Origin of the sequence: Shewanella sp. 10N.261.52.F9 (assembly GCF_041471165.1) — a bacterium.
Lineage (GTDB): Bacteria > Pseudomonadota > Gammaproteobacteria > Enterobacterales > Shewanellaceae > Shewanella > Shewanella marinintestina.
Window position 1 is genome coordinate 14,686 of record NZ_JBFRNX010000015.1, and the last position, 25,951, is coordinate 40,636.

Genomic DNA, 25,951 nt, shown 5'->3' on the forward strand with positions numbered 1-25,951 from the left:
TACAATAACGCCATTATATCTAGCTACAGAGACGATCCCATGCCTTGGATCCAATTAAAAGTCGACACCGACAACCAGCACGCCGATGCCCTAAGCGACATGCTTATGGATCTTGGTTCACTATCTATCACTTATGAAGATGGCAAAGATACGCCAATCTACGAACCAACCTTAGGTGAAACACCACTATGGAACCACACAGTATTAACGGCACTATTTGAAGCAGATTACGATCTAGCACCAATCGTAGCGATGCTGAAAGGCTTGCCTTACCTAGGCGAAAACTTTAGCCACAAGATTGAACAAGTTGAAGATAAAGACTGGGAACGTGAATGGATGGATAACTTCCACCCAATTCAGTTTGGTGAGCGCCTATGGATCTGCCCAAGCTGGCGTGAAATTCCAGACCCAACCGCAGTTAACGTGATCTTAGATCCTGGTTTAGCCTTTGGTACTGGTACTCACCCAACTACCGCACTTTGTCTAGAGTGGCTAGACGGCTTAGATTACACTAATAAAGACGTTATCGACTTTGGTTGTGGCTCCGGTATTTTAGCCGTAGCAGCACTGAAGCTTGGTGCTGAGCGCGTTACCGGTATCGATATCGACTATCAAGCGATTGAAGCATCAAAAGCTAACGCTGAACGTAACGGTGTTGAAGATAAGCTAGATCTATATCTACCAGAAGATCAGCCTGCAGATTTGCTTGCCGATATCCTAGTTGCCAACATTCTTGCAGGCCCACTGCGCGAACTTGCACCACTCATTGCTGAAAAAGTGAAACCAGGTGGCCAATTGGCACTTTCGGGTTTATTACAAGAGCAAGCAGAAGAAGTCTCAGCTTTCTACAGCGAGTGGTTCGATATGGATGCACCGGCTCACAAAGACGACTGGAGTCGCTTGACAGGTATACGCAAATAGCGGTAACCAGCGGCGCTTTAAGCGCCGCGACTGACTTCTCACTCAACAAAAGTCAAGCAAAAAAGTTGCCCTCAGGTCATTTATTGACCTTTTCACAGGCTTGAAAAAGGCGTACTATAGCGCCCCTTTGACGAGCAAGGTGTTTTGATAAATGCAGATTGGACCCTATCGCCTGAAAAATCAGTTGATCGTGGCCCCAATGGCAGGTGTCACAGACCAACCCTTTAGAAATCTCTGCTTACGTTATGGCGCAGCCTTAGCCGTGTCGGAGATGCTTTCGTCTAATCCTGAGGTTTGGGATACAGATAAAAGCCGCTTGCGTATGACACACGCAGGTGAAGACGGAATACGTTCGGTTCAGATTGCCGGAGCAGATCCTGAGTTAATGGCCAATGCCGCTGTTGTCAACGTACAACAAGGGGCGCAAATCATTGACATTAATATGGGCTGCCCAGCGAAAAAAGTGAATAAGAAGCTTGCAGGATCAGCTTTGCTACAAGATCCAGTACAAGTAGAAGCAATTCTACGTGCTGTTGTCGCCGCAGTTGATGTGCCTGTCACGCTAAAAATTCGAACGGGTTGGGCTCCAGAGCACAGGAATGGTGTTCATATCGCCCAGATTGCAGAAGATTGCGGTATTGCTTCATTAGCCGTTCACGGCAGAACGAGGCAGTGCATGTACAAAGGCGATGCCGAGTACGACACAATTAAAGCAATTAAAAAACAGATCTCGATACCTGTTGTCGCCAATGGAGACATTTTAACGCCAGAGAAAGCACGTTTTGTGTTGGATTATACTGGTGTGGATGCCCTGATGATTGGACGAGGAGCTCAAGGAAGGCCTTGGATATTTAGGGAAATCCAACATTACCTGGATACAGGTAATAAGCTAGCGCCCGTTGAGATGGATGAAAAGCGTCAAGTTATGCTTGAACACCTGGAACTACTATACAAATTGTATGGTGATTTTAAGGGCATCCGCTTCGCAAGAAAGCATGTTGGCTGGTACCTAGACCAAGAACATCAACGACCTTTTAGGGCCGAATTTAATCGACTCGAAACCGTTGAAGAACAATGTTCCATGGTGGAACGCTATTTTGATGAATTTGTTGCATATTAATAAAGAGCAGAATACGAATGTTTGATCAGACTACTCACACTGAAGTTCACCCACTTACTGTTGGCAAAATCGAAACCGCAAGTGGCGCTATCAAGCCACAATTACTACGTGATGCGGTAAAGCGTGCTGTCACTAACTTTTTCGCTCAGATGGACGGGCAAGAAGCTGAAGAAGTATATGAAATGGTGTTAAGCGAAGTTGAAGCACCTCTGCTAGATATCATCATGCAACACACTCGTGGCAACCAGACTCGCGCTGCCAACATGCTAGGTATCAACCGTGGTACTCTACGCAAGAAATTAAAGAAATACGGCATGAACTAAGACTTACGTCTTAACATGTTGTATTAAAACGGGCTTTCCAGCAATGGAAAGCCCGTTTTGCTTTTATATGTACCCTCATATGTACCCCGCTATCTCTATTGCCTCTATCAAAGTCCCATTCTTTCCATTTGTAAATCAAGCAAATAATCCTCAAACCATGCAGCGCTTTCAGCTTCGGCTAATTTTCACCTTGTAGACTCGCAAACCATGTGACAATTTCTAACAAGTTTTAACTTAGTTGTTAACTAAAAAAGTGATAAATTGCACCACCCGCCGCTACTCAACAAAGCATGAGCACGGCCATTGTGCAGATTGAAGAATCAGTATCATTACAACAATTAAAGCTGCGGCATATTTGCAAACATGACCGCAGAACTAAATCCCGATAGAGGACATTATGCTAACTAAGAAAACCCTACTAAACAGTGCATTAAGCCTAGGTCTATTAACCAGCTTCACTGCAAATGCCGAGACATTTGATTTTGTCGAAAAGCAATCTAATAACATCGACACGTTAGTGGTCTTCCAAGCAGGCGAAAAAGCATCAAGCGCGCTTAGCAAGTTAGATAAACAATCAAAGCAGCAAATTAGCAATGCCTTAGCCTTGCAAGAGTTTACTGGCGAAAAGAAACAAATCGTAGAGATTTTAATGCCTACTGGTATCGATGCTAAACGCCTTGTAGTGATTGGTGTCGGCGATGAAGCAGAATTAACTCCCGGTGAAGTCAACAAACTTGGTGCGGAAATCACCGCCCATTTCAACGGCATTGAAGTAAAAGACATTCAAGTATTAACCGATGGCCTTAACGATGCCACCAGCAACGCTAGCTTCGCTGCAGAGCTTGCTCACGGTATTAACCTACGCGCTTACAAGTTCGATAAGTACTTTTCAGAGAAAAAGCCTGCTGAAAAAAATTACACCATCGCCGTCGACGCAGCGAAAGACACTGACAAGCGATACACTCAGCTAGCAGCGATTGAGCAAGGCGTATTCTTAGCTCGTGACTTAACCTCTGAAACCCCAACTGAGATGACACCGGTAGACTTTGCCAATGCAGCAAAAGAGCTTAAAAAGCTCGGTGTAAAAATTACCATTTTAGAGCCTAAGAAAATTGCCAAGCTAGGTATGGGCGCATTACATGCGGTTGGTCGTGGTTCTCTAGAAGGCGCTCGCCTTGTTGTTGCTCACTGGGAAGGTAATGACGATGCCCCAATCGCGCTTGTGGGTAAAGGTATCACCTTCGACTCGGGTGGTTATAACATTAAGGCATCTGGCGATTCGATCTCGCGCATGAAGTCTGACATGGCTGGTGCAGCTGCAGTACTTGGTGCAGTTAAAGCCATGGCATTGCAAAAAGCTGATGTTAACGTCGTCGCGGTAATGCCAATGGCAGCCAACATGGTATCTGAAACCGCTCTGGCGCCAGGTGATGTATTGATGACAGCTGAAGGCTTAAGCGTTGAAGTGCTCAATACTGACGCTGAAGGTCGCCTAATCTTAGCCGATGGCATGTGGTACGCCCGTGAATACTACAAGCCACAAGTAATGGTTGATGTTGCGACATTAACCGGCTCTAAGGTTCGTGCACTAGGTAAACGCTACACTGCGGTATTTAGTGAAGATGATGCCCTAGTCGATGAACTCACTTTCTCAGGTAAAGCAGTAGATGAAAAGCTATGGCGCTTACCACTTGCATACGATGACTTACTAAAAAGCCCAATTGCTGATTTGAAAAATGCCGGTTTTGGCGGCCCTGGCGCTACTACAGCAGCGGTATTCTTACAGCAATTCACTGGCGATACTAAGTGGGCGCATTTAGATATTGCGGGTAGTGCATTGGCAGCAAAAGATGTGGGTGTGACTCCAGCAGGCGGCACAGGTCACGGCGTACGTTTACTAAGTAACTGGCTTATGACTCAAAGCAAATAAGCTTTTGGTACGACATCTATAACTTAGATGATAGCAAGTCATAAAAAAGCCCTGCAATGCAGGGCTTTTGTTTATCTGGCGGACTGAACTCACTACTTTCGCAGCCAAGCTCCACGCTATAATAGAGCGACCAGCAATGAGTGCCGCTCTTTAGCGATAAGGGTTAGTTCTTAGATAGTCGCCTCATCAGAAACTTTGTGTTTATTCTCACCACGCTGGTGCGCCATACGATACAAAATTGGCAACACGAATAAGGTCAGAATGGTCGATGAGATAATGCCGCCAATCACTACTGTGGCAATTGGGCGCTGCACTTCAGCACCTGTGCCAATATTAAGTGCCATCGGAACAAAGCCAAGCCCTGCTACTAAGGCTGTCATCAATACAGGGCGCAGTCTTATTAGTGCACCATCAATAATCGCAGACATCAACTCGCCCTTCTCTTGATACAGCTGACGAATAAAGCTCAGCAGCACTAGACCGTTAAGCACCGCCACACCTGAGAGCGCAATAAAGCCCACACCAGCAGAAATCGACAATGGCATGTCTCGCAGCCAAAGTGCAATCACCCCGCCTGTCAGCGCCAGTGGAATACCGGTAAAGATGATTAGCGCATCTTTTACTGAGCTAAAGGCCATCACCAATAAACCTAAAATGAGTGCCAACGTTAATGGCACCACAATCGATAAGCGCTGACTTGCCGACTCTAATTGCTCAAAGGTGCCGCCATATTCAAGCCAATAACCTGCAGGAATATCCACTTGCTCACCAATTTGCTGTCTAGCTTCACTGACAAAGGTGCCCAAGTCGCGACCACGCACGTTAGCGGTCACCAGTATGCGGCGCTTACCGTTTTCACGGCCGATCTGATTAGGCGATGGTGCAATATCTAACGTCGCCACTTCAGATAACGGCACATATTGCCCAGATGGCAACATGATTGGTAGCTCGTGTAAGTGCTCTACGTCTTTACGGATCGCTTCAGGTAAACGCACCACCATTTTAAAGCGGCGATCGCCTTCAAAGATAAGGCCTGTCTCCTCACCACCTATTGCAGTAGCGACAAAGTCTTGCAGCTGGTTAACCGTTAAGCCATAACGCGCTAACGCCATGCGATCAGGTTGGATCGATAACATAGGTAAACCTGTTACTTGCTCAACTTGCAGATCGGCAACACCATCGATCTTTTCCAGCACTTCATGGATCGCATTCGCTGAAGCCAGTAGCTGATCGAGATCATCACCGACAACCTTAATACCCAGATCGGCACGAACGCCGGAGATCAACTCATTAAACCGCATCTCGATCGGCTGGGTTAGTTCAAAGTTATTACCCGGTTGACCCGATACTGCTGCGACAATGTCAGCAGCTAACGCATCATGGCTCATTTTAGGGTTAGGCCATTCATTACGCGGCTTTAGCATAATAAAGGTATCAGCGATATTTGGCGGCATGGGATCGTTGGCAACCTCTGGCGTACCGATCTTAGAAAACACATTTAACACTTGCGGGAAGTGTTTAATGCGATCTTCTAACTGCATCTGCATATCCACCGATTGCTCTAGGCCTGTGCCCGGAATACGGATCGCTTGTAGCAAGATATCTTCCTCATTGAGTTGAGGAATAAACTCAGAGCCAAGAGTCGTTGCCAGCCAAATAGAAAAGCCCACTAACGCCATCGCTGCGCCAAGCACTAACCAACGTAACTTCATTGCGCCAATTAATAACGGCTTATAAAGTGATTTAGTCGCGATGATGACACGGCTCTCTTTGTCACTCACTTTGCCCGTCATAAACAAGGCTACAGCAGCTGGCACTATAGTTAGCGACAAGACTAACGCAGCTAGCAACGCCATCACGACCGTTGACGCCATAGGGTGGAACATCTTGCCTTCCACGCCTGTAAGGCTGAATAGCGGAATATACACTACGGTAATAATCAGCACGCCAAACAAGCTAGGACGGATCACCTCATTGGTAGCTTCAAACACCAGTTGCAAACGCTGTTTACGTGGTAATACATGACCACCATTTTGCGCTTGTGCCTGACCCAGTCTGCGAATGGCGTTTTCAACAATAATCACTGCACCATCGACGATCAAACCAAAATCAAGGGCACCTAAACTCATCAGATTGGCAGAAACACCCGCCTGAACCATGCCCGTCATGGTGGCTAACATCGCTAGCGGAATTACCGCCGCAGTGATTAAAGCGGCTCGTGCGTTACCCAGTAGGATAAACAACACCACGATAACCAGTAACGCGCCTTCTACTAAGTTTTTCTGTACCGTATAAACCGCTTTATCGACTAAGGTGGTGCGGTCGTATACCGCTTCTACCTTAATGCCATCCGGTAGCGATGCTTTAATATCTTCAAGTTTCGCCGCTACTGCGAGTGATACCTGACGTGAGTTTTCGCCCACCAACATCATTGCACTGCCGAGTACCGTTTCTTTACCGTCACGAGTCGCAGCGCCGGTACGCAGCGCTTTACCAATCCCCACTTCTGCTACATCAGCTATAAAGATTGGCGTGCTATCAATATGTTTAATCACCACTTGCTCAATATCACTAATGGTCTTTAGCTGCGCCGCAGAACGCACTGTTAACTGCTGACCATCTCGCTCAATGAAACCAGCACCACGATTACTATTACTGCTTTGCAGCGCCAGCTTAATATCAACAAATGACACACCGTATTGCAGCATGCTTGTTGGTGATGGGGTGATATGGTATTCCTTGTCATAACCACCAATAGTGTTGATCTCAGTAACACCAGGCACTTGAGCGAGCTGAGGCTTAATGATCCAATCTTGGATCTCTCTTAACGCTGTCGCATCAAATTCGCTGCCATCAGCTTGCTTGGCATTAGGCAGCGCTTCGATGGTGTACATGTAGATCTCACCAAGCCCGGTCGAGATCGGTCCCATCTCCGGCTCGATATCACTGGGTAACTTGCCCTTAATCGCATTTAAGCGCTCATTGATCAAGTTACGGGCAAAGTACAGATCAGTGCCCTCATCAAACACTACGGTCACTTGCGATAAACCATAGCGCGATAGCGATCGGGTGTAAGATAACTGCGGGATCCCCATCAGTGCATTTTCGATCGGATAGGTAATTCGTTGCTCAGTTTCTTGTGGTGAATAGCCTTCTGCGCGGGTACTAATTTGCACCTGCACATTGGTAATATCCGGCACCGCATCAATCGGTAGTTTTTGATAGCTCCACAGCCCGACTGCAACCAGCAGCATGGCGAGGAACATCATCATCCAGCGTCTATTTATCGCAAGACGCAATACTGACTCAATCATTGACGTCTCCTTTAGTGAACGTGGGCAGCGCTTGATTTCTCAAGGTCGGCTTTGAGTAGAAAGCTATTGGCAACAGCGTATTCTTCGCCAACTTCAAGACCCGATAATACTTCGCTCATTTCGCTATCGCTGCGGCCAAGGGTTACAGCGCGTCTTTCAAAACCTTCATCATTGCGGATAAATACCACTTGCTGGCCTTCTGACTCCTGCAGCGCGCGGTTATCTATCGTTAATGCCACCGCTTGCTTACTCAGAGTAAGCTTGCCGGATAGTAAAGCCCCTACTGCCCATTGGCCGTTGCTGTTATCAAGTGGGGCACGAGCCAGTTTTATGTTGTCACCGTTTGTTGAATTAAGTAGATATTGAATACTTGAAGTTGCTTTTAGCTGTTCAGCTGAAATGCTGAGCGTTTGCCCTAAGGCAACTTTGCTTAGTTGGCCGGGAAAGATTTGGTACTGCGCCCAAAGCTGACTGTCATCGATAATGCTTAGCAGTACATTATCATTCGCCATTTCGCCTGCATTGGCACTGCGCCCTACTACCACACCAGAGATTGGCGCTTTAATGGAGTAACGCTTTAAGCTGGAATTTGACTCGACTTCTGCCACCACTTGACCAGCTTTAACGCTATCGCCAACGGTCACATTCATGCGGGTTATTAAGCCGGCAAAACGAGCGCGAACTTCCGCTTTTGCCGCTTCAGGCACCACTGCACGACCATATACTGTCATTGTTTGTTTGATATCACCTGCTTCGGCTTGCTGGGTCACTATGCCTGACGCCACAATTTGCTCGACGCTGATGTGAACTCTGCCCTCTTCATGCTCGTCATGACCATGTTCATCGCCATGCTCATCATCGTGACCACTATGTTCGTCTTGATGACCGTCATTATGGCCATGTTCATCGCTATGCTCATCACCGTGACCATCATGTTCGTCTTGATGCTGATCTGTGTGCTCTGTTTGCTCTTGATGCACCGCTTCATGATGATGCTCAGACTCATGGCTATTTACAGGCTCATGGCTAGCGTTAACAGTGCTGCTAATCATCAATACAACTGCAGCAACAACAGCAAGGTGAACTAAGGAGAATTTATTTAATAAACTAGGATTCATTTTGTATATCCTTTCGCAGCATCAGAAGAATTAGCTGACTTTGAGAAATCATTGAAGAAAGTATGTTGAGAAGCAGGTAATGGCTCAGCAATCAGCTGCTCAATATCGACGCCATAACGCAATGCAGAGGCCGCTGCATCAATTAACGCACGGCGAGCAAATAGCAGTTCTTCTCGGGCAGTTAAATAATCAAGATAGCTGTAAAGCCCCTGTTCATAGGCTTGTTTGGTATCTTCAAGGGCTGAGGTTAAGGTGGGGATCACGCTTGCCTGTAGGCGGTTAACAGTCACTATCGCTTGTTTACGGCTGGCATAAGCACGATACAGTTGACCATATAACTCTAAAAGTGCCACTTCTCTGTTGGCGAGTACTTGCTCTTTTGCGGCTTGTGCCGAAAGAACGGCACCAGTGTTACGCTCACCATTAAACAGCGGCATACTAAAACCGGCGGTCAATGCCATATCATTAGTTTGCTGAAATTGCTTTACACCCACCGACCAGCTGATATCGCGGCTAGACTGGGTTTTAGCAAAGCGTAACTCGGCCTCTTTAAGCTGTGCCTGAGTTAAATAAGCGGTAATAGCTGGGCTATATTTTACTTTCTCAAATAACGGCTCGAGTGCGACATCATCTGTAAAAGCAAACAAACTGCCCTGCAGTGAATCAAAATCAACCTGAGATTGACCCCACATCATACTTAACGCCAATTTAGCGTAGTCGAGCTGCTGTAGCTGAGTTTCGGCAACCAGTCTGGCATTAAATGCCGCCGCTTGGGCGCGCTTAACTTCGGCCTCTGGTGTTACAGCTGCTTGAGCGCGCTTAGCTACAACCGCTTGTGTTTCTTCTGCAAGCTGTAATGAATCAACAGCAAGTTGCAGTTGCGACTGCGCCGCCAATACATCGATATAACGACGTGTTGCTTCAGCTAATAAATTTAATGCGGTAATTTTTTGTTCGGCATCTAATACAGCGCGCTGCTCACTAACAATACCGCTGCGAGCATCTAACTTGTCACCCAGTTCAATGACCGACGATAAAGACACGCTAAACTCGGCGCTATCGATTCCTTGGAACTCACCGCTGCCCACGAGATTGTCAGCATCAAAGCCGATTTCAAAGCCTGGCGTCAACGCTTGAGTTTGCGCTGCGCCATCCAGCGCCTTAGATCTAAACTCAAACACTTTAAGGGACGGGTGTTGTTGTTGAACCCGCTCAATAACCGTGATTAACGACAGTGCATCTGTTGTCGTTTCAGCCTTTGCGACCAATGGCACTGCAAATAGCAGGGTAATGATAACGAGAGTGCTTAAAAGCCCTCGCCAAAGACAACGTATAGCCATTTTAAAGGCGTCGTTGCCAGCATAAGTATTATAAAACATCAGAGAATAGGCCTCGATTTAATACAAAAAATACAGAGCTGTTAGTTAAACCCAAAAGAGGCCTAACAGATCTTTAGCAAGCAGATAAAAGCTCGCTAAATGAATAAAATTTTGATTAAACGATTAAGGCTTTAGGCGGGCGCAAGAAAGCGAAATAAGGGGATTCAACAGAGGTAGAGCTAAAAGCAAAAAGATGGCTATTTGGGCTTGCCGTCATAGATGTTAATGCGGTAACAGGGTGCATCAAGGTCATACAGCATGAGCAGCAATTATTACTGCATTCAGTACAATCATCTTCAACATGGCTTACAGACTGGGGATCACACAAGTCAGCACTTGCTATTACATCGTCTTTAAGCTCAGTAATCAACACCACATTATCAGTACAATCATCATGAGCCAATGAACAGTCATCAGCCATTGCAACTACAGATTGCATCGTTAAAATCACGATCAATAACATCCGCCCCAACTTAGCTGGAGTGGTGGTGAATATTGCGCGAATTAAACACGATAAGCTCGACATTAGGCCGCAGCATTACCTTTGTTTTTAATAACGTACATATCTGACTCTAATTGCACTCTTGTATTACCTTTGATGCTCACTAGTTTAAATTAATCAAAATTAAAACACTATGCGTTTACCAGCCTTAATCGACTCTCTGTATAAAAAAGTTCCTAAAACATCGATAAGCCCACATCTATACCTGTAAATTTTAGCGACAGCCCTCTACCCATATCGAGTTAATTCATAGTAAAAAGTGTGATTACCCGAGCATTTTACTCAAGTAATAATTGAACACACCATAAGATGCAAATAATATACATCTAAATTATAAAGCCTAACTTGCCATGGTGATGCCAATGTCTCAATCAAATACATTTCAGCCTGAATCACTTCAATCTAATGAACATCTGCTAGCCTCTCGCGTTGGCGAGTTAGTCGCTAATGACTTTCGTACTGCCCATATTTTTAGTCAGCATGGTATTGATTTTTGTTGTGGTGGAAGCATTTCATTAGCGCGAGCAATCAAACGCTTTGACGCTGATGAAATGGTCTTACTGGATGCATTAATGGCATTAGAAACTGAAGGCGATAAGCAGCCAGGTTTAGAGCTACTCGCTTTACCCGATCTGCTTAATTACATTGAGTCGACTCACCATACTTTTGTAAGAGAGAAAGCGCCTTTACTGCTGGAATACAGCCAAAAAATGGTGCGTGCTCATGGTGAGAACCATGAAGAGATAAAGCCACTCGCAGGTTGGATCCGCGCACTCGTCGACGACTTAATGCCGCACCTGATGAAAGAGGAGCAAATCTTATTCCCAGCAATTTTAGGTCTGCACAACCAAGTTGAGATGCAAAATTGCTTTGGCCACATTGGTAACCCGATTAATGCCATGCTGCATGAGCATGATGATGCATTGCAGATCTTTGAAAAAATCAGCCAGCTAACTAATGGTTTTACTCCGCCTGCACACGCTTGCACCACTTGGCGAGTTTGCTATGCCAGCTTGGCAGAATTTGAAGCAGACTTAAAACAGCATATCGATCTTGAGAACAATATTCTGTTTCCTAAAGCTTTGGCACTAACAGCTTAAATTATTGCACTAATAGTTAGCGTATAATAGCTGCCCCATCAAAGTAAAAGGCTCACATCAGTGAGCCTTTTTATTATTAAACTGAATAGCTAGACTAACCGCCTTAGCTGCATTATTGATGAGATTTCAATATGTGGCAGTTGTTGTTTAGGTAACGATTTCTGCGCTACGCCAAAACCAGGGTTAAGCCATACCGCCTGACAGCCGGCGCCTCTTGCCCCGTCAACATCACTTTTAGCGCTGTCACCCACATGCAGTATTTTATCTAAAGGTAAGGCTAATTTGCTTGCTGCCAACTCAAACATGTCTACTGCAGGCTTTTGCGGATAGCCTATTCCAGGATGCAGTACAAATTCGAGTAACTCACCTAAACCTATGCGCTGATAATCGACATTGCCATTGGTAATCCCAACTAAGCGATACTTTTGCTTAAGCTGCGCTAATAACTCTAGTACTTCTGCTGACACCTTAAAATTACTACGGTGTAAGACAAAGTTCTCCAGCCCAGCTTTAGCACCTACTTTGGCTGTTTCTGTATCGTATCCAAGCTCAATTAGTCCCAGCTCTAACATCTGTAACCGTGCTTTACTGGTGTCGTGACGAAGCTCTGGAGAGCGACTCAACATACGTGATTTAAGCGCGCGCCAGTCATCAAATTGCCACGCCGTTGCTTTCGAATAATGTTGATGCAGAAATTGCTGCAGCGCCTTTTCAGCCGCGATAATAATCGGTCGATTGTCGTAAAGGTTGTCGTCTAAATCAAAGCTGATCGCTTCAAAAGGTTGTGGTCGAATATAGATTTTCATGCTTTATCTCCACGTTTTTTAGCTCGCGGATGGGCACCGTCATACACCTTAGCCAGATGCTGGAAGTCCAAACTCGTATAAACCTGAGTGGTCGACAAATTGGCGTGGCCTAAAAGCTCTTGTACCGCGCGCAGATCGGCGCTGGACTCAAGCATATGCGTTGCAAACGAGTGCCGTAGCTTATGTGGATGCACCTTAATGCCGATGGCTTGCTCTTGACCCCACTTAGCCAAACGCGCTTGAATGCTGCGGTGCGCTAATCGTTTACCTTTAGCGGTAACAAACAGGGCATCATCTTCACAAGGGATATCACGCTTGATATCCAACCATTGATTTATCGCTTGCAGTGCCAATTTACCAATTGGCACAATTCGTTCTTTGCTGCCCTTACCGAGTACTTTGACTTGCGCCTGTGAAAACTGAATGTCAGCAGCGTTTAGTGCTGCGAGCTCAGCAAGACGTAATCCTGATGAGTAAAACAGTTCCATAATAGCTTTATCGCGAAAACTCAATGGATCGTTGGCGTCGATTTCCAGCAGATGAGTTACTGAATCAACGTCCATATTCTTAGGCAGAGGTTTGCCTTGCTTAGGTGCACTAAGACTAATCGCAGGATTCACTTTGATAAGCTGCTCACGCAGTAAAAACTCGTAAAACTGTTTAAGTGAAGATAGCGTCAGTGAAAGTGAACGTGGACTGAGACCTTTGCGGTGTAACTTAGCCAGAACAGCCTGCAAAGAATCGTGCTGCTGCGTTAACCATGACTCTGTTTCAGTAAATAGCTTAGCAACCCTATTAAGTTCAAACAGATAATTACGCACTGTATAAGCCGACACTTGACGCTCAGTACGTAAATATCGTTCAAAGTCTGCTAACGCTTTATCAGCCATATCGCCTCGCGATTAGATTTTTGTCAGCTGGTGATCGAGTAATTGTTTCAGCTGCGACAACAGCAGGTGATCCATTTCTGGATGAAAGTGCATTGGATCTTGGCTAGCAATCGCAAAAATCACCTGACCGCACTCTTTGGATAAACGAGAAAGCGCAACTGAACCCACTTCAGTACCAAACAAACGTTTGGACTCTTCATTGGTTAAACGGCCAAAGTAATAGCCAGAGTCTAAACGTTTGCTCCAGATCTGCGACAGTTCACTGTCGATATCATGCACTGTGATTAGCCTAACGTGGCTAAACTGAAATTGCTCGATTAGTCCATTAGATAATACTTGGCGTAAGTCGCCCATATCTTCACATTTTAGCAGCTGCATAGATAAGCGGCTGTTGAACATGTAGATCTGCTCATTACGCGATGCCATAGCCAATAATGCAGTGATCTCTTCTTCAAGCTGGCTAACGCGTTGACGCAACATCTCTTGTCGACGCTCAACCAATGACACTGCGCCACGCTCGGCATGAGGAATTCGCATCGCCAATAATAGTTCTGGGTAGCGACTAAAAAAATCTGGATTATCCAGCAAGTATTCGCGGATCAAGATCTCGTCAAAGGGGGCATTTGAATTAGGATTATCGATCATTGCGCGATCTGCCCATCATAAACGTGTTCAGCCGGACCTGTCATCCACAACGGTTTGCCTTCGCCGTCCCAGTTGATCATTAGTGTGCCACCTGGGAGATCGACTTGCACATTGCGATCTAACTTACCTTGTTGAATACCTACAACAACCGCCGCACAAGCACCTGTGCCGCAAGCTAAGGTTTCCGCTGCGCCGCGTTCATACACCCGCAGTTTAATATGCCCAGAGTTAACCACCTGCATAAAGCCAACATTAACGCCTTTAGGGAAACGCTCATGATTGGTCAGATCGGCGCCAATGGTATCAACATCAGCCGCTTCTACGTCATCAACCTCAATCACACAATGGGGATTCCCCATTGAAACAGCGCCACATAAATAGGTACCACTCGATGCCATTAGCAGATAGGTCTTTTCGACTTTTTTAGCAGTAAATGGGATCTTACTTGGCTCTAAAACCGGCACCCCCATATTCACGGTCACTTTACCGTCACGCTCAAGACGTAAGGTAATTTTACCCGATGAAGTGCTTACGCGAATTTTATGTTTATGGGTTAAACCTTTATTACGCACAAAACGTGCAAAACAACGAGCGCCGTTGCCGCACTGCTCTACTTCGCTACCGTCAGCATTAAAGATGCGATAATGAAAATCTAAATCGGGATCGTATGGCGGCTCAACCAATAATAACTGATCAAAACCGACACCAAAATTCCGATCGGCTAGACGCTTAATTTGATCTGGCGAGAAAAACACATTTTGTGTGACGCCATCGACGACCATAAAATCATTGCCTAACCCATGCATCTTAGTGAATTGGATCAAGGGGACATCCTTAAAAAGTATCAATAGCGGATCTCAAGATCCGCTACTTAGTATTATGCTAGTTTACGGCAGGATCTGCTCACCTTGCCATAACTGAGCGACTTTTTCTCGCTCTCGAATGACATAAGCGTTATCTGCATCAACCATCACTTCGGCCGCGCGTGGACGAGAGTTGTAATTTGACGCCATAGTGAAGCCATAAGCACCTGACGAACGCACCGCAAGATAGTCACCTGCTTGCACGTTCAACTGACGATCTTTACCCAAGAAGTCACCGGTTTCACAAACGGGACCAACCACATCGTAGTTATGAGTTGCGCCTGCACGCTCGATTACCGGAATGATCTTTTGCCATGCACTATAGAGTGACGGACGGATCAAGTCGTTCATCGCGCCATCCACTAAAGCAAAACGCTTATCGCTGTTTTCTTTCAGATAAAGCACTTGGGTAACAAAGATCCCAGCATTAGCTGCGATAGCGCGGCCAGGTTCAAAAATCAGCTTCAGATCGCGATCGCCTAAACGCTCAAGTAGCGCAGCGGCATACACATCTGGCTGTGGCGGCACTTCATCATCGTAAGTCACACCGAGTCCACCGCCCACATCAAAGTGCTTAATCTTGATCCCTTGCGCTGCTAAGCGATCAATTAGCGCTAGCATACGATCCATTGCATCTAAGAAAGGTTTTATTTCGGTAAGCTGCGAGCCAATGTGGCAATCAACGCCCTTAACAGCAAGACCTGGTAATTCGTTAGCACGGGCAAAAATAGCCTCGGCTTCTTCCATGGCGATACCAAACTTGTTTTCTTTAAGACCGGTAGAAATATAGGGGTGAGTGCCAGCATCAACATCCGGATTAACGCGCAATGACACCGGAGCCACTTTACCCAGACGCAAAGCCACTAGGTTTAGCTGCTCTAACTCAGCTGCAGATTCAACATTAAAGCAATAAATGCCTAAGTTAAGCGCCATTTCCATCTCGGCGACCGTTTTACCAACGCCAGAGAAAACCACTTTAGCTGGATCGCCGCCAGCTTCTATTACCCGTGATAGCTCGCCGCCAGAAACAATATCAAAACCACTGCCTAAGCGCGCTAGCACGTTAAGCACGGCTATATTTGAATTTGCTTTTACCGCATAACAAATAAGGTGTGGATGATCACTCACCGCATTATCAAAAGCGTGCCAATGACGCTCTAGCGTTGCGCGAGAATATATATACAGCGGTGTTCCATGCTGTTTTGCGAGTTCGGCAACTTGGCACTGCTCCGCATAAAGCTCATCTGCTTGATATAAAAAGTGATCCAACGTCTTTAGTCCTTTTTGTTTTGTTCGCTTTGCTCATGCTCTGCGTCAGACACCTGCTTATCAGTTGTCTGCTGATTAACTTCCTGTGGCGGCGCTCTAAATAATGCACTTTTTTGCCCACAGCCCAAAAGTACTAGGCTACCAAGCCCTACCAGCAAAAACAGTCTCATTTTTTTCAACATCAGATGACCCTTGCAGCAATAGCAGCAACGCTTGCTATACGGCTAAAATTGTTAATCCTGATGTTTGCAGACAAGTCCGCTATGCGTCAACCCTCTAACGCATTTATATCGGGGCTTTATTACATAATATCTCAACGCAGAGAGGCTAGTATTACCGCAGTTAATTAACATAAATCACAACTTAGCGCTAAAAAGCCTCACTAACTTAAAAAAAATCACTCTTTCCTTGTTAAAAGCAGTGGATAAAAAGCGCAGTGAAAAACTACTATTTGCATGAATATAAAGAGTTTTAATGTATTTATTTATGAGTGTGATTATTTAGTTTCTGATTAACCACAAAATTAATGTGATTGGTAATCAGGCTAGTGATTGGTAAGATGTTGGTATTACCTAAATCTGAGGAAGAATTAGCATGGCTATAACAGATTTCGAATTTCATCAATTGGTTGATGAGATATTTCAAACAATTGATAACGCATTAGAAGTGCTGATTGACGAGCAAGATGCTGATATCGATGTTGATGGCTCTGGCAATGTGCTGCAATTAGAGTTTAATGGTACATCGACAATCGTGATGAATAAGCAAGAGCCCCTGCATGAGATTTGGTTAGCAACGCAGTTTGGTGGTTATCACTTCGCTTATGTAGATGGTAAATGGATGGACGAGCGCAATGGCAATGAATTTATGCCATTCGTTGTTGAGTCTATCTTTAAACAAAGCGGACTAAAGCTAGATATTTAATCTAGCAATTTCCTCTTAGTTTATTGCAATTAAAGGGAGCCTAGCTCCCTTTTTTATTATCTACTAACAATACCAAGCATTTCACTTCTTATTAAAACGCCCTTCTATTATTGCACCAAGCAAACGACCAATGTTAAAAATCGACCTCAGCCGATTCATGAGTGACCCCGAACGGGACTGCCGTTAACTCGCCTTTTACTCGCTTCAATTTAAAAAATTGTGGCAAATTGAAGTTATCCTTAGTCAATTGTGGATCTTCAAAAGTATGATAGTGACTGAGTTTATTTACTAGCGCATTAACGTCTGTACCCTCTTGTACATAATGATTTAGCTCGTTGCCCTCATCTAAAATAAACACATCCAAGCCTTGCTTGCGTTGACGCAAGAAATATTGAATTGCACCTTTAGCCGCGTAGTCTTGGATCACTGCCGGCAACTTAGCAAACGGTTCATCGCCTAAAGTAGGTCTGGGTAGCTCGAGTAACTTGCGTTGTGACAACTGCTGATAAAAAGATTTGGCATCACTTAAATTTTCATAATGCATACCACGATTATTAAAAAATAAGCCATAACGCAGCTTACCCACTTGCAGTGCATAACCTAATGTTGTTGAGCTTTGTGCCTGACGACTGAGCCTAACTGCGCGATAAAGTAAGTCTTGCACTGTGCGCTCTGTTTGCGAACGTAGCTTAAGCGAGCAACTAATAACCTGCACGGAAACTTCTTCTACCGCACGCTTCATTCCAGGAGTGACAAACGACAGCGCATCGAGAATGCTTTTTTTGCCTTCAAAATGATGGCAATGCCATTCTCCCCAGCTATTAAGGCTGATCACATCAATCGAGTCGACCATATTTAAGTGATTACGGCCAATTGAAAACACGTTACTGTTCATGTAATCAACCATAATATCTTGCCCTGACCAGCTCTCTGTCGGATCGCTATTAAAGTTTAATAAAAAGACTAGTTTACGAAAATGCCACGGCTGATAAAGTGCCATCTTAGAGACTTTTATAGACTCATTAACCACTAAACCATCTAGCCTATTTGCCGCCTGAGTTAAATAACTGGATTTACGTTTACTTTGTCTAATTTCATGCCAACGGGTTTGACTATTTGCTACACCATTTAAACTGGCCCAAACTAATAATTTGGCTTTGCTTTTCGAATGAAAAACAGCACTATGCTCTAAAAAGTTTCTTGGATTTGGTGAGCAGCGATAAAGATAGTAAAACTTGTCTTGAGAACTATATATCACCGACAAGTGCGGCTCTAAAATAGAGCGGCTCCATAGCGAGTTCAAGCGCATAATCTGATGTGCATCTTCGCTAAAATAAGTGTGTAGTTTTCGGGTAAGTAAACCCAGCTCAGAGATCCGTAAGCTTTCACTTAATTTATGGGTTGAAGCAAACTGTAATAACGTACGATAACTGCCTAACATCAACTCATTAAGCTGCTCGTTAAACCACTGTAACTGACCGCAGTGCCAATTTTCACAGTTATCCAGAGTCTTCAATAAACTGTCTGACCAATTCCAGTCAGCCACCAATTTTTGCATCTTAAAATAACGCCAATCCACCGCCTGATCATGTTGGCTTAACTTAACGCCACATTTTAGATAAAAACAGCGTCGGGTGATCTCTAGTCGCCTAACATCATCTCGCTTAAGCAAATAAGACTCTATCGATTCGTACAATAAGTAATAGGCGTCATTAGCAGAAGAAAAATCCCCTTCTAATGTATGCTGCCAAATACGCTCACTTACAAGTTGAGTATGGGGATACTCGCTGGCATAAGCTTCAAGTAAAAGTACCTTTAATAGTGCCTTATGCGGTTTTTCTACCCCCTTATAAAGTTGCCAAAGCGACGCTCCAAAGTACTCACTTGCAGGTAAGGCATTCGCGTCGCCCAAAGATAGTAGGCTTTTTGATTTATCAGCATTTGGCCACCACGCAATAGACTTACCAGCCAATCGAAATTGACTACGGTAAAACTCCTCTAATAACAACCAATGCTGCGCACTCCCGCTATGCTCATGGCCCATGCAGTTATACAGATCGCTCTTATCATTACGCCCTTGAATAAACTGCTTAGGGTGGACTAAATAAAAATTGACCTCAAAATCAAACAGAGCAAACCATTGCGTTAACAGCTGAGTTTTATTAACCAATAGTTCACAAGCATTTTGGGTTAACTGCTCACTATGTACTAACCAAACATCAATATCACTTTGTATATTTTGGCCAAAACTTGCCGTACTCCCCATGCTGTAAACACCTTCGATAAGAGGGTCATTTACGGAGCTAGTTGTGGTAATTTCAATATTGAGAGTATCGCAGGCTTCAAGCCCATCGGGCCCTAAAACGTAGTCAGCGACTCCACTTGGAGTTAATGGGCCGTTGTAACCTGGTAACTTTGGGGAATGGTAATGCAATAAAACCGAGATGAGCCGAAGGAGATGACGCTTTAAGGGCGACAACAATGCAACTGCTCTAGCATACCTAATGACATCTAACCTTTGCGCGGCATGCTCGAGTTTAGCAATCTCTTGTGGCAAATGATTTGACCTTAAAAAATAGATAACGCTCCGCTAATGTATCTCGCAAACTAACCCTCGGCAAGTAAATGTGATCAAGATCATGTTTTTCGCCAATATAGAACAGGGTGGACTTCAAAGAATCGGCAGCAGAATGTTACATCTGTATTCAGGCAATGTTAGCATTGGCGCAAATAAGTTCTAAGATGGAATATCGTTCATGTCTCAAAATCTGATCCGTATCGCAACACGTAAGAGCCCTCTTGCCATGTGGCAAGCCGAATTTGTGAAAGCTGAACTGGAAAAAATCCATGAAGGCCTCACGGTTGAATTGCTGCCAATGAGCACTAAAGGTGACATCATCTTAGACACACCACTGGCTAAAGTGGGTGGTAAGGGATTATTCGTTAAAGAACTTGAAGTCGCTATGCTTGAAGGTCAAGCTGACATCGCGGTGCACTCAATGAAAGACGTGCCAGTTGAGTTTCCTGAAGGTCTAGGCCTTGAAGTTATTTGTGAGCGTGAAGATCCACGTGATGCTTTCGTATCAAATACCTATAAAACTATTGAAGATTTGCCACAAGGTGCAGTAGTCGGTACTTCAAGCTTACGTCGTCAATGCCAAATTCGCGCAGCACGTCCAGACTTAGTCATTAAAGATTTACGCGGTAACGTAGGTACACGTCTAGCTAAGTTAGATGCTGGTAACTACGACGCAATTATTCTTGCTGCTGCAGGTCTTAAACGCCTAAAACTAGAAGAAAGAATCGCTAGCTTTATTTCTGCAGAGCAGTCACTACCCGCTAACGGTCAAGGTGCTGTAGGTATTGAATGCCGTACAGATGATGCTCGTGTTAAAGCATTACTTGCTCCGCTAGAGCACGCTGAAACGCGTATTCGTGTTATTGCAGAACGTGCAATGAACACTCGTCTTGAAGGTGGTTGTCAGGTACCTATTGGTGCATATGCTGAAATTGACGGTGATACATTAAATCTGCGTGGTCTAGTCGGTAATCCAGATGGTAGCCAAATCATCACAGCTTCTTCTACAGGCAACACTGCCGATGCTGAAAAGCTAGGTGTTGCATTGGCAGAAGAACTACTCGAGAAAGGCGCAAAAACCATTCTTGACGCTGTGTACGCAAACGCGTAACTAGAATGAAAGTCTTACTGACACGCCCTGAGGGGCGCAATCAGTTAATGATAGAGGCGTTGACACAGCGCAACGTCTCTTACTTTGTTACACCCCTTTTAAATGTACAACCCACCTCAAATCTTGATGCTACTCAGATCAATAGCACGCTAAAGCAAGCCGATATTGTTATTTTTATTAGTACCAATGCGGTGACTTTTTCTTCTCAAGCTATCAATCACCAATGGCCTCAATCTGCGCACTACCTTGCTGTGGGTGATGCGACATATGCAGCGTTAAAACAGATTGGTATAGAAGCGGAAAAAGCCCCCGATGATTGCCAACAAACCGAAGGCTTATTAACGCTAGACTCACTCAGTAATATCGATGGTAAGCACATTGTTATCGTAAGAGGCCAAGGTGGCCGTGAAGATTTAGCCACAGAGCTTAGTCTCAGAGGCGCCCAAATGAATTACTGGGAAGCTTACAAACGTGGCTGTCCGCCCCTCGATACATCTCAAATTTGTCAGCAATGGCAAAGCTTCGGCATTAACACTATTATCATTACTAGCGGTGAAATACTCGATAACCTTGTTAAAACAGTACCAAAAGAGCTATTTGCTTGGTTGCAAACTTGTCATATTATAGTGCCAAGCTCCCGAGTATATGAAAAAGCAAAAGCGTTCGGTTTACAACAAATTACTAATGCAAAAGCTGCCAACACCAATGCTATGTTGACTGCGTTATTTCAAAAGTAGTTAGCCGCTAATTGTAAGTTTATACTCGCTATTTCTGCAGCACCATAGCTTTCAAGGACTGTTTAATGGAAACCAAGAACACTGACGCCAGCGCTTCAGAGCCAACAACTGAGTCAAAGGTTGCAGCGCAGCCTGCTGTCGAGCCAGAGTCAACAGTAGAAGCTGAATCACAATCAACTGCAGCCCAAGCTACAGCGAACACAGCCCAAGACACGACAAGCACTTTATCTACTCAAAATAAAGCGACACCTTGGGGCACAATTGTCACATTGTTCTTATTGCTGATTTTGACTTTTGCTGCCGTTGCAGGTGGTTACTACCTGTATCAACAGCTACTGACGCAACAAGCTGAATCAGCAAAGCTTAGCCAACAATTACAAGCAGCTTTAATTGAACCTAATAAACGTATTGCTATGCTGGAGCAACAACAAGGTCAGTTTAAATCTACCGTCGACTTAGCCATGGCCCAATCTCTTGAGCAGCAGACTCAACTTGAAGAGCGCGTGTCTATTATTGCTCAGCGTAACCCTAATCATTGGCGTGCAGAAGAAGCTAAGTACCTCGTTAGACTCGCCGGACAAAAACTGTGGTTAGAGAAAGATCCGAGCACAGCCACTAGCCTACTTAAAGCTGCAGATGAGCGCATTAAATCAATGCGAGATCCCTCTTTAATGCCGCTTAGAAAAGCACTAGCAAAAGATATTGCGGCTGTTGCGGCTGTTAAAAATACCGATATTTCAGGCACTGTTCTTACCCTAGATTCAATTATCGATAACCTTGATAAACTACCTTTAAATCGCGCTGAGACGCACTTCTCTGCTGAAGAACTTGCTGACACCCAAGTAAGTGATTCACTGGATGATTGGCAATCTAATTTATCTAAATCTTGGCAAGCGCTAATTGATGACTTTGTTATTGTAAGAAAGCGTACAACCGATGCTGCGCCGCTATTAGAACCAGATCAGCAATGGTATTTAGTTGAAAATACTAAAAATAAATTACTGCAAGCACAGTTAGCTTTGTACCGCCAAGATCAGGTGAATTACCGCAACTCTATAAAGCTTGCACGAAAATGGATATTTCAATATTTTGATCTAAAAGACCAACAAACTACCGACGCACTTGCCACCTTGGATGCTTTAGAAACCCTAAAGATTCAATCAACTAGCATTGAGCGCTTTCAAGCCTCTAACTTGCTAAATCAGTTAGTGACCTATGGCAATTTAATGACTGAGGAGACGCAATAATGGTTCGCGCCCTCGTCTATCTAATAATTATTCTACTTGGCTTATGTATTAGCCCTTTTCTAGTAGGCAGCAAAGGCTACGTTTACCTAGCAATTGGTGATTACCAAATTGAAACGAGTATTGTTTTTGCTGTTATCGCACTAATTATTTTTTATAGCTTATTACAGTTAGTTGAGTTTGTGGCAGTTTGGCTATTAAACTTAGTACTCAATAGCCGTTACTTACCAGAAAGATGGCGTCGAAAAGCGGCACGAAAACATACACTTCTCGGCGCTCTAGCATTAGCCGAAGAGAACTGGCCTGCCGCAGAAAAAGCTATGGCAAAAGGCGCGGAAAAAGGTGAGATCCCAGCGCTAAACCTATTAGCCGCTGCTCGCGCAGCTCACCATCAAAATAATCATCAAGCTCGTGACGAATATTTAGCAAAAGCACAATTAGAACCTTCGGCAGTAAAAGCGGTTAGCACTACACGTACTCGGTATTTATTGCAACAAGGTGACTTAGTTGCCGCTAGGGAAGAACTCGATAAGCTTAATCCAACTAGCAAAAGTAAATTTCCAGTTCTAAAACTGGCTATAGAGCTGTACCAAGCACAGCAAGATTGGCAAGCGCTTAAGTTGTTACTGCCAATCGTTGCTAAAAAGCATATTTTAGATGATGACGGCTTTAAAGTGTTATCGCTAAAGACGAATACAGCGCTATTGACTCAAGCGGTTAAATTAAACGAGCAAGAGCTAGAAAAATGCTGGCATTGGCTTACTCGTGCAGAAAGAAAACAACCTGAATATATTGCTTTGTATGCGATAGGGCTAAATCAATTTGAGAGAAAAGCTGAAGCGATAAAGTTACTTTTAAAACAAGTAAAATCTTCGGCTTCTGCGGCTATATTCAGCGCGCTATCCGAAGTAATAACGCCCGCCGATGTTGAAGCTAAAAAGCAATTATTAGCATTAGACAGTCAATATGAAAACAATGTCGACTACCAAATCTGCTTAGCCAAGCTTTATCAACAAAATCACGATCATCAACAAGCCAAAGTTTGGTGGCAAAAAGCTTGCTACCTCAAAGATGATAAAGACAATTTACATGCGCTAGCCGACGCTCAAGAGCACTTAGGTGAGCTTAATCGTGCCCTACAAACACGACGTAACGCGGCTAAACTTATTTAGGCTTTATACCTTTTTAAACTAAAGGCTGAATTTTATTCGGCCTTTAGTTATTTGAACTCCCCTTTCCCTCTATTTTTAATCTCCTAACCTACTGATAAAAAACTGATAAAAAGCATAAAACACAAACTTCAATTAATTGTCACCGACTTGCTTGACTTCCCACAATTTGACAACGCCTCAATGCAGTACAGAATTTGTACTGTTAGTGCGTAAATAACAACTAACTAAGCACTAATAATTCTTCATTTAACTCACGGATGAGATAGGTAGAGTATTTTAAGATGGATAAATTTATTCCAAAGCAGGACGCCAAGATTCTTGAGCTTTCTGGTGCCATAAACACAAGCACTGCACAAGGTAACAATACACCTCTCAAAGTAGGCGATACCTTAAGAGAAAATGTGGTTTATAGCGCATCTGTGGGCACAACATTTTTACTGCAATACAGTGATGGTACAACCGTCACGCAAGATGAAGTAGCCAACCTTTCTGAAACCGAAGCTCCTCAAGACCTCGCAACCATAGATCCTAGTGTGGATGCGGAGATAGCTGCACTACAAGCTAAAGTTTTAAGCGGGGAAGATCCTACACTCAACTTACCTGACACAGCTGCAGGCGAAAGTGCGCCAACGGGTAACGAAGGGAGTGGCTTTATCGCTGTAGGACGCACCGGTGATGAAACGATTGCAGCAGCAGGGCATGATACCGAAGGCTTTACCCAAGTTGAGCTTCCTCGAGTAGAGGAAGAGCAGAACTTTTTATCACAACTGAACCCACCAAGTATTATCTCAAGGTCTGTAACTCTTTATGAACAGCACTTAGAGCAAGGTACAAGCCCCCAATCAGCCTTACTATCGCAAGCTGAAAGTGTCTCAGTAATAGTACAGGCAGGCATACAATCGCTGACCATCAATGGGCTACAAGTTTTTGCTGACGGTAACTTTGTTGGACCAGTAACCATCATTACTCAGTTTGGTACTTTAACAATAAGTAGCTACGACATAAGCACTTCAACCTTAAGTTATAGCTATACCTTATCGTCTAATTTCGATCATTCAGCGACTGACACGCTTTCAGAGATATTTGTATTAGAACTAACAGATAGCCAAGGTGCCAGTGTGACATCAGTCGTTACTGCTAATGTTATTGATGATGCACCCAATGGACTAGATGATAGTAATCAAATCGCCGAAGGCGACATTGATGGCGTAAATGGCAATGTTCTGCAAAATGACACTTTGGGTGCAGACTCAGGCTCGTTAACCCAAATAACCAATAGCGACAATATCGGTGTAGATGTGACAGGAAGTACCGTTATATCGGGAGTCTACGGCACTTTAACTATTGCAGCTGATGGCAGTTATACCTATCAGCTCAATAATCAATTACCTGAAATACAAGCACTTGCTATTGGTGAGCAGTTAATCGAATTTTTTGACTATCAACTTAGTGATAGTGACGGTGATTCAATTGTTCAAACGTTAACTATTACTATAACAGGTGAAAATGACGCACCAGAAGTTACCTCTTCACTCGAAGATGCTATGGGTACCGTTATTGAAGCGGGTGTCTTAGTCGGTGGTAATACAGAAACGGCAGGTATCCCGCAGGTCTCAGGAACTTTAACAGCAAATGATATTGATAACGGAGCTGTACTGACTTGGCAACTAACCAGTGACCCAATTACTCCATATGGAGTATTTTCAATTGATCAAGTAACTGGGGAGTGGACGTTCAGCCTCGATAATGAGCTAGCAAACAGCTTAGCTTTTGGCGAAACAACGACTGAAATCTTTACGATAACGGTAACCGACCAATTTGGCTTATTCGATACTCAAGAAATCACAATAACGATTGTTGGTACTAACGATATTCCTGAGCTGACGGTAACCAATAGCGGCAGCGTGACCGAAGACAGTATTGATCTGCAGCCCGATCGCCTTGTGGCCACCGGCGATATCACCACCTTTGATGTCGATAACAATGATGTGCTCACCTTAAGCGC

At 44.4% G+C, this 25,951-nt stretch carries 22 protein-coding genes; 11 read left to right on the forward strand and 11 right to left on the reverse strand.

Annotation, left to right across the window (positions count from 1 at the left end; genetic code table 11):
* Nucleotides 1–39: 39 nt before the first annotated feature.
* The 4 genes from prmA to AB4298_RS12030 all read left to right on the forward strand — a co-directional run bounded on the left by prmA (nt 40) and on the right by AB4298_RS12030 (nt 4,294).
* Nucleotides 40–921 (forward strand): 50S ribosomal protein L11 methyltransferase, encoded by an 882-nt coding sequence (gene prmA, locus AB4298_RS12015; RefSeq protein WP_249000618.1) that lies wholly within the window; start codon nt 40–42, stop codon nt 919–921.
* A 151-nt stretch (nt 922–1,072) separates the two neighbouring features.
* Complete coding sequence (dusB, locus tag AB4298_RS12020; RefSeq protein WP_220780388.1) at nt 1,073–2,041, forward strand: tRNA dihydrouridine synthase DusB; 969 nt, start codon at nt 1,073–1,075, stop codon at nt 2,039–2,041.
* 17 nt (nt 2,042–2,058) lie between these two features.
* On the forward strand, nt 2,059–2,364 hold the full coding sequence (gene fis, locus AB4298_RS12025) for a DNA-binding transcriptional regulator Fis (RefSeq protein ID WP_012153658.1): 306 nt from the start codon (nt 2,059–2,061) through the stop codon (nt 2,362–2,364).
* A gap of 397 nt (nt 2,365–2,761) precedes the next feature.
* The gene (locus AB4298_RS12030; RefSeq protein WP_249000632.1) at nt 2,762–4,294 is read left to right on the forward strand and encodes a leucyl aminopeptidase; all 1,533 of its coding nucleotides are present in this window, start codon (nt 2,762–2,764) and stop codon (nt 4,292–4,294) included.
* A 170-nt stretch (nt 4,295–4,464) separates the two neighbouring features.
* Here the strand turns inward: AB4298_RS12030 and AB4298_RS12035 are convergent, their stop codons facing one another.
* The 4 genes from AB4298_RS12035 to AB4298_RS12050 form a co-directional block, all read right to left on the reverse strand.
* The gene (locus tag AB4298_RS12035) at nt 4,465–7,608 is read right to left on the reverse strand and encodes an efflux RND transporter permease subunit (protein WP_249000633.1); all 3,144 of its coding nucleotides are present in this window, start codon (nt 7,606–7,608) and stop codon (nt 4,465–4,467) included.
* Nucleotides 7,609–7,619: 11 nt separating this feature from the next.
* Nucleotides 7,620–8,726: an efflux RND transporter periplasmic adaptor subunit gene (locus tag AB4298_RS12040; RefSeq protein ID WP_371986892.1), complete on the reverse strand. Its 1,107-nt coding sequence runs from the start codon at nt 8,724–8,726 to the stop codon at nt 7,620–7,622.
* Nucleotides 8,723–10,105, reverse strand: a complete 1,383-nt coding sequence (locus tag AB4298_RS12045) for a TolC family protein (protein ID WP_371986893.1) — start codon at nt 10,103–10,105, stop codon at nt 8,723–8,725. The genes AB4298_RS12040 and AB4298_RS12045 overlap by 4 nt, the downstream gene beginning before the upstream one ends.
* Before the next feature lie 115 nt (nt 10,106–10,220).
* Entirely contained in the window at nt 10,221–10,631 is a 411-nt protein-coding gene (locus AB4298_RS12050) for a hypothetical protein (protein WP_249000635.1), read from the reverse strand.
* A gap of 338 nt (nt 10,632–10,969) precedes the next feature.
* Between AB4298_RS12050 and ric the strand changes: the two genes are divergently transcribed.
* The gene (ric, locus tag AB4298_RS12055; protein WP_371986894.1) at nt 10,970–11,707 is read left to right on the forward strand and encodes an iron-sulfur cluster repair di-iron protein; all 738 of its coding nucleotides are present in this window, start codon (nt 10,970–10,972) and stop codon (nt 11,705–11,707) included.
* 89 nt (nt 11,708–11,796) lie between these two features.
* Here the strand turns inward: ric and AB4298_RS12060 are convergent, their stop codons facing one another.
* The 6 genes from AB4298_RS12060 to AB4298_RS12085 form a co-directional block, all read right to left on the reverse strand.
* The gene (locus tag AB4298_RS12060) at nt 11,797–12,513 is read right to left on the reverse strand and encodes an HAD-IA family hydrolase (RefSeq protein ID WP_371986895.1); all 717 of its coding nucleotides are present in this window, start codon (nt 12,511–12,513) and stop codon (nt 11,797–11,799) included.
* The gene (gene xerC / locus AB4298_RS12065) at nt 12,510–13,403 is read right to left on the reverse strand and encodes a tyrosine recombinase XerC (RefSeq protein WP_249000638.1); all 894 of its coding nucleotides are present in this window, start codon (nt 13,401–13,403) and stop codon (nt 12,510–12,512) included. The genes AB4298_RS12060 and xerC overlap by 4 nt, the downstream gene beginning before the upstream one ends.
* 12 nt (nt 13,404–13,415) lie before the next feature.
* Nucleotides 13,416–14,048: a DUF484 family protein gene (locus AB4298_RS12070; RefSeq protein ID WP_249000639.1), complete on the reverse strand. Its 633-nt coding sequence runs from the start codon at nt 14,046–14,048 to the stop codon at nt 13,416–13,418.
* The gene (dapF, locus tag AB4298_RS12075; RefSeq protein ID WP_371986896.1) at nt 14,045–14,872 is read right to left on the reverse strand and encodes a diaminopimelate epimerase; all 828 of its coding nucleotides are present in this window, start codon (nt 14,870–14,872) and stop codon (nt 14,045–14,047) included. The genes AB4298_RS12070 and dapF overlap by 4 nt, the downstream gene beginning before the upstream one ends.
* A 63-nt stretch (nt 14,873–14,935) precedes the next feature.
* The gene (lysA, locus tag AB4298_RS12080) at nt 14,936–16,180 is read right to left on the reverse strand and encodes a diaminopimelate decarboxylase (RefSeq protein WP_371986897.1); all 1,245 of its coding nucleotides are present in this window, start codon (nt 16,178–16,180) and stop codon (nt 14,936–14,938) included.
* A gap of 5 nt (nt 16,181–16,185) precedes the next feature.
* Entirely contained in the window at nt 16,186–16,362 is a 177-nt protein-coding gene (locus tag AB4298_RS12085) for a hypothetical protein (protein WP_249000642.1), read from the reverse strand.
* Between the two features lie 412 nt (nt 16,363–16,774).
* On the opposite strand from AB4298_RS12085, the gene cyaY reads away from it, so the two are divergent.
* The gene (gene cyaY / locus AB4298_RS12090; RefSeq protein ID WP_220780419.1) at nt 16,775–17,104 is read left to right on the forward strand and encodes an iron donor protein CyaY; all 330 of its coding nucleotides are present in this window, start codon (nt 16,775–16,777) and stop codon (nt 17,102–17,104) included.
* Between the two features lie 133 nt (nt 17,105–17,237).
* On the opposite strand, the gene AB4298_RS12095 is transcribed toward cyaY, so the two are convergent.
* Nucleotides 17,238–19,661, reverse strand: coding sequence for a class I adenylate cyclase (locus AB4298_RS12095; protein WP_371986898.1), 2,424 nt, complete (start codon nt 19,659–19,661; stop codon nt 17,238–17,240).
* A gap of 199 nt (nt 19,662–19,860) precedes the next feature.
* On the opposite strand from AB4298_RS12095, the gene hemC reads away from it, so the two are divergent.
* From hemC to AB4298_RS12120, 5 genes are all read left to right on the forward strand, one after another.
* Nucleotides 19,861–20,793, forward strand: coding sequence for a hydroxymethylbilane synthase (gene hemC, locus AB4298_RS12100; protein WP_371986899.1), 933 nt, complete (start codon nt 19,861–19,863; stop codon nt 20,791–20,793).
* A 5-nt stretch (nt 20,794–20,798) separates the two neighbouring features.
* Nucleotides 20,799–21,530, forward strand: coding sequence for a uroporphyrinogen-III synthase (locus tag AB4298_RS12105; protein ID WP_371986900.1), 732 nt, complete (start codon nt 20,799–20,801; stop codon nt 21,528–21,530).
* Nucleotides 21,531–21,595: 65 nt separating this feature from the next.
* Nucleotides 21,596–22,777 (forward strand): uroporphyrinogen-III C-methyltransferase, encoded by a 1,182-nt coding sequence (locus tag AB4298_RS12110; protein ID WP_371986901.1) that lies wholly within the window; start codon nt 21,596–21,598, stop codon nt 22,775–22,777.
* Nucleotides 22,777–23,946 (forward strand): heme biosynthesis HemY N-terminal domain-containing protein, encoded by a 1,170-nt coding sequence (locus AB4298_RS12115; protein ID WP_371986902.1) that lies wholly within the window; start codon nt 22,777–22,779, stop codon nt 23,944–23,946. Before AB4298_RS12110 ends, AB4298_RS12115 begins: the two co-directional genes overlap by 1 nt.
* 281 nt (nt 23,947–24,227) lie before the next feature.
* The coding region (locus AB4298_RS12120) for a retention module-containing protein (protein ID WP_371986903.1) at nt 24,228–25,951 on the forward strand (1,724 nt) is incomplete at its 3' end.

What these genes read in the sequence shown, in the direction of transcription:
- prmA (WP_249000618.1), top strand. Translation starts at nt 40, where the DNA reads ATGCCTTGGATCCAATTAAAAGTCGACACCGACAACCAGCACGCCGAT.
- dusB (WP_220780388.1), top strand. Translation starts at nt 1,073, where the DNA reads ATGCAGATTGGACCCTATCGCCTGAAAAATCAGTTGATCGTGGCCCCA.
- fis (WP_012153658.1), top strand. Translation starts at nt 2,059, where the DNA reads ATGTTTGATCAGACTACTCACACTGAAGTTCACCCACTTACTGTTGGC.
- AB4298_RS12030 (WP_249000632.1), top strand. Translation starts at nt 2,762, where the DNA reads ATGCTAACTAAGAAAACCCTACTAAACAGTGCATTAAGCCTAGGTCTA.
- AB4298_RS12035 (WP_249000633.1), bottom strand. Translation starts at nt 7,608, where the DNA reads ATGATTGAGTCAGTATTGCGTCTTGCGATAAATAGACGCTGGATGATG.
- AB4298_RS12040 (WP_371986892.1), bottom strand. Translation starts at nt 8,726, where the DNA reads ATGAATCCTAGTTTATTAAATAAATTCTCCTTAGTTCACCTTGCTGTT.
- AB4298_RS12045 (WP_371986893.1), bottom strand. Translation starts at nt 10,105, where the DNA reads ATGTTTTATAATACTTATGCTGGCAACGACGCCTTTAAAATGGCTATA.
- AB4298_RS12050 (WP_249000635.1), bottom strand. Translation starts at nt 10,631, where the DNA reads ATGTCGAGCTTATCGTGTTTAATTCGCGCAATATTCACCACCACTCCA.
- ric (WP_371986894.1), top strand. Translation starts at nt 10,970, where the DNA reads ATGTCTCAATCAAATACATTTCAGCCTGAATCACTTCAATCTAATGAA.
- AB4298_RS12060 (WP_371986895.1), bottom strand. Translation starts at nt 12,513, where the DNA reads ATGAAAATCTATATTCGACCACAACCTTTTGAAGCGATCAGCTTTGAT.
- xerC (WP_249000638.1), bottom strand. Translation starts at nt 13,403, where the DNA reads ATGGCTGATAAAGCGTTAGCAGACTTTGAACGATATTTACGTACTGAG.
- AB4298_RS12070 (WP_249000639.1), bottom strand. Translation starts at nt 14,048, where the DNA reads ATGATCGATAATCCTAATTCAAATGCCCCCTTTGACGAGATCTTGATC.
- AB4298_RS12085 (WP_249000642.1), bottom strand. Translation starts at nt 16,362, where the DNA reads ATGTTGAAAAAAATGAGACTGTTTTTGCTGGTAGGGCTTGGTAGCCTA.
- cyaY (WP_220780419.1), top strand. Translation starts at nt 16,775, where the DNA reads ATGGCTATAACAGATTTCGAATTTCATCAATTGGTTGATGAGATATTT.
- hemC (WP_371986899.1), top strand. Translation starts at nt 19,861, where the DNA reads ATGTCTCAAAATCTGATCCGTATCGCAACACGTAAGAGCCCTCTTGCC.
- AB4298_RS12105 (WP_371986900.1), top strand. Translation starts at nt 20,799, where the DNA reads ATGAAAGTCTTACTGACACGCCCTGAGGGGCGCAATCAGTTAATGATA.
- AB4298_RS12110 (WP_371986901.1), top strand. Translation starts at nt 21,596, where the DNA reads ATGGAAACCAAGAACACTGACGCCAGCGCTTCAGAGCCAACAACTGAG.
- AB4298_RS12115 (WP_371986902.1), top strand. Translation starts at nt 22,777, where the DNA reads ATGGTTCGCGCCCTCGTCTATCTAATAATTATTCTACTTGGCTTATGT.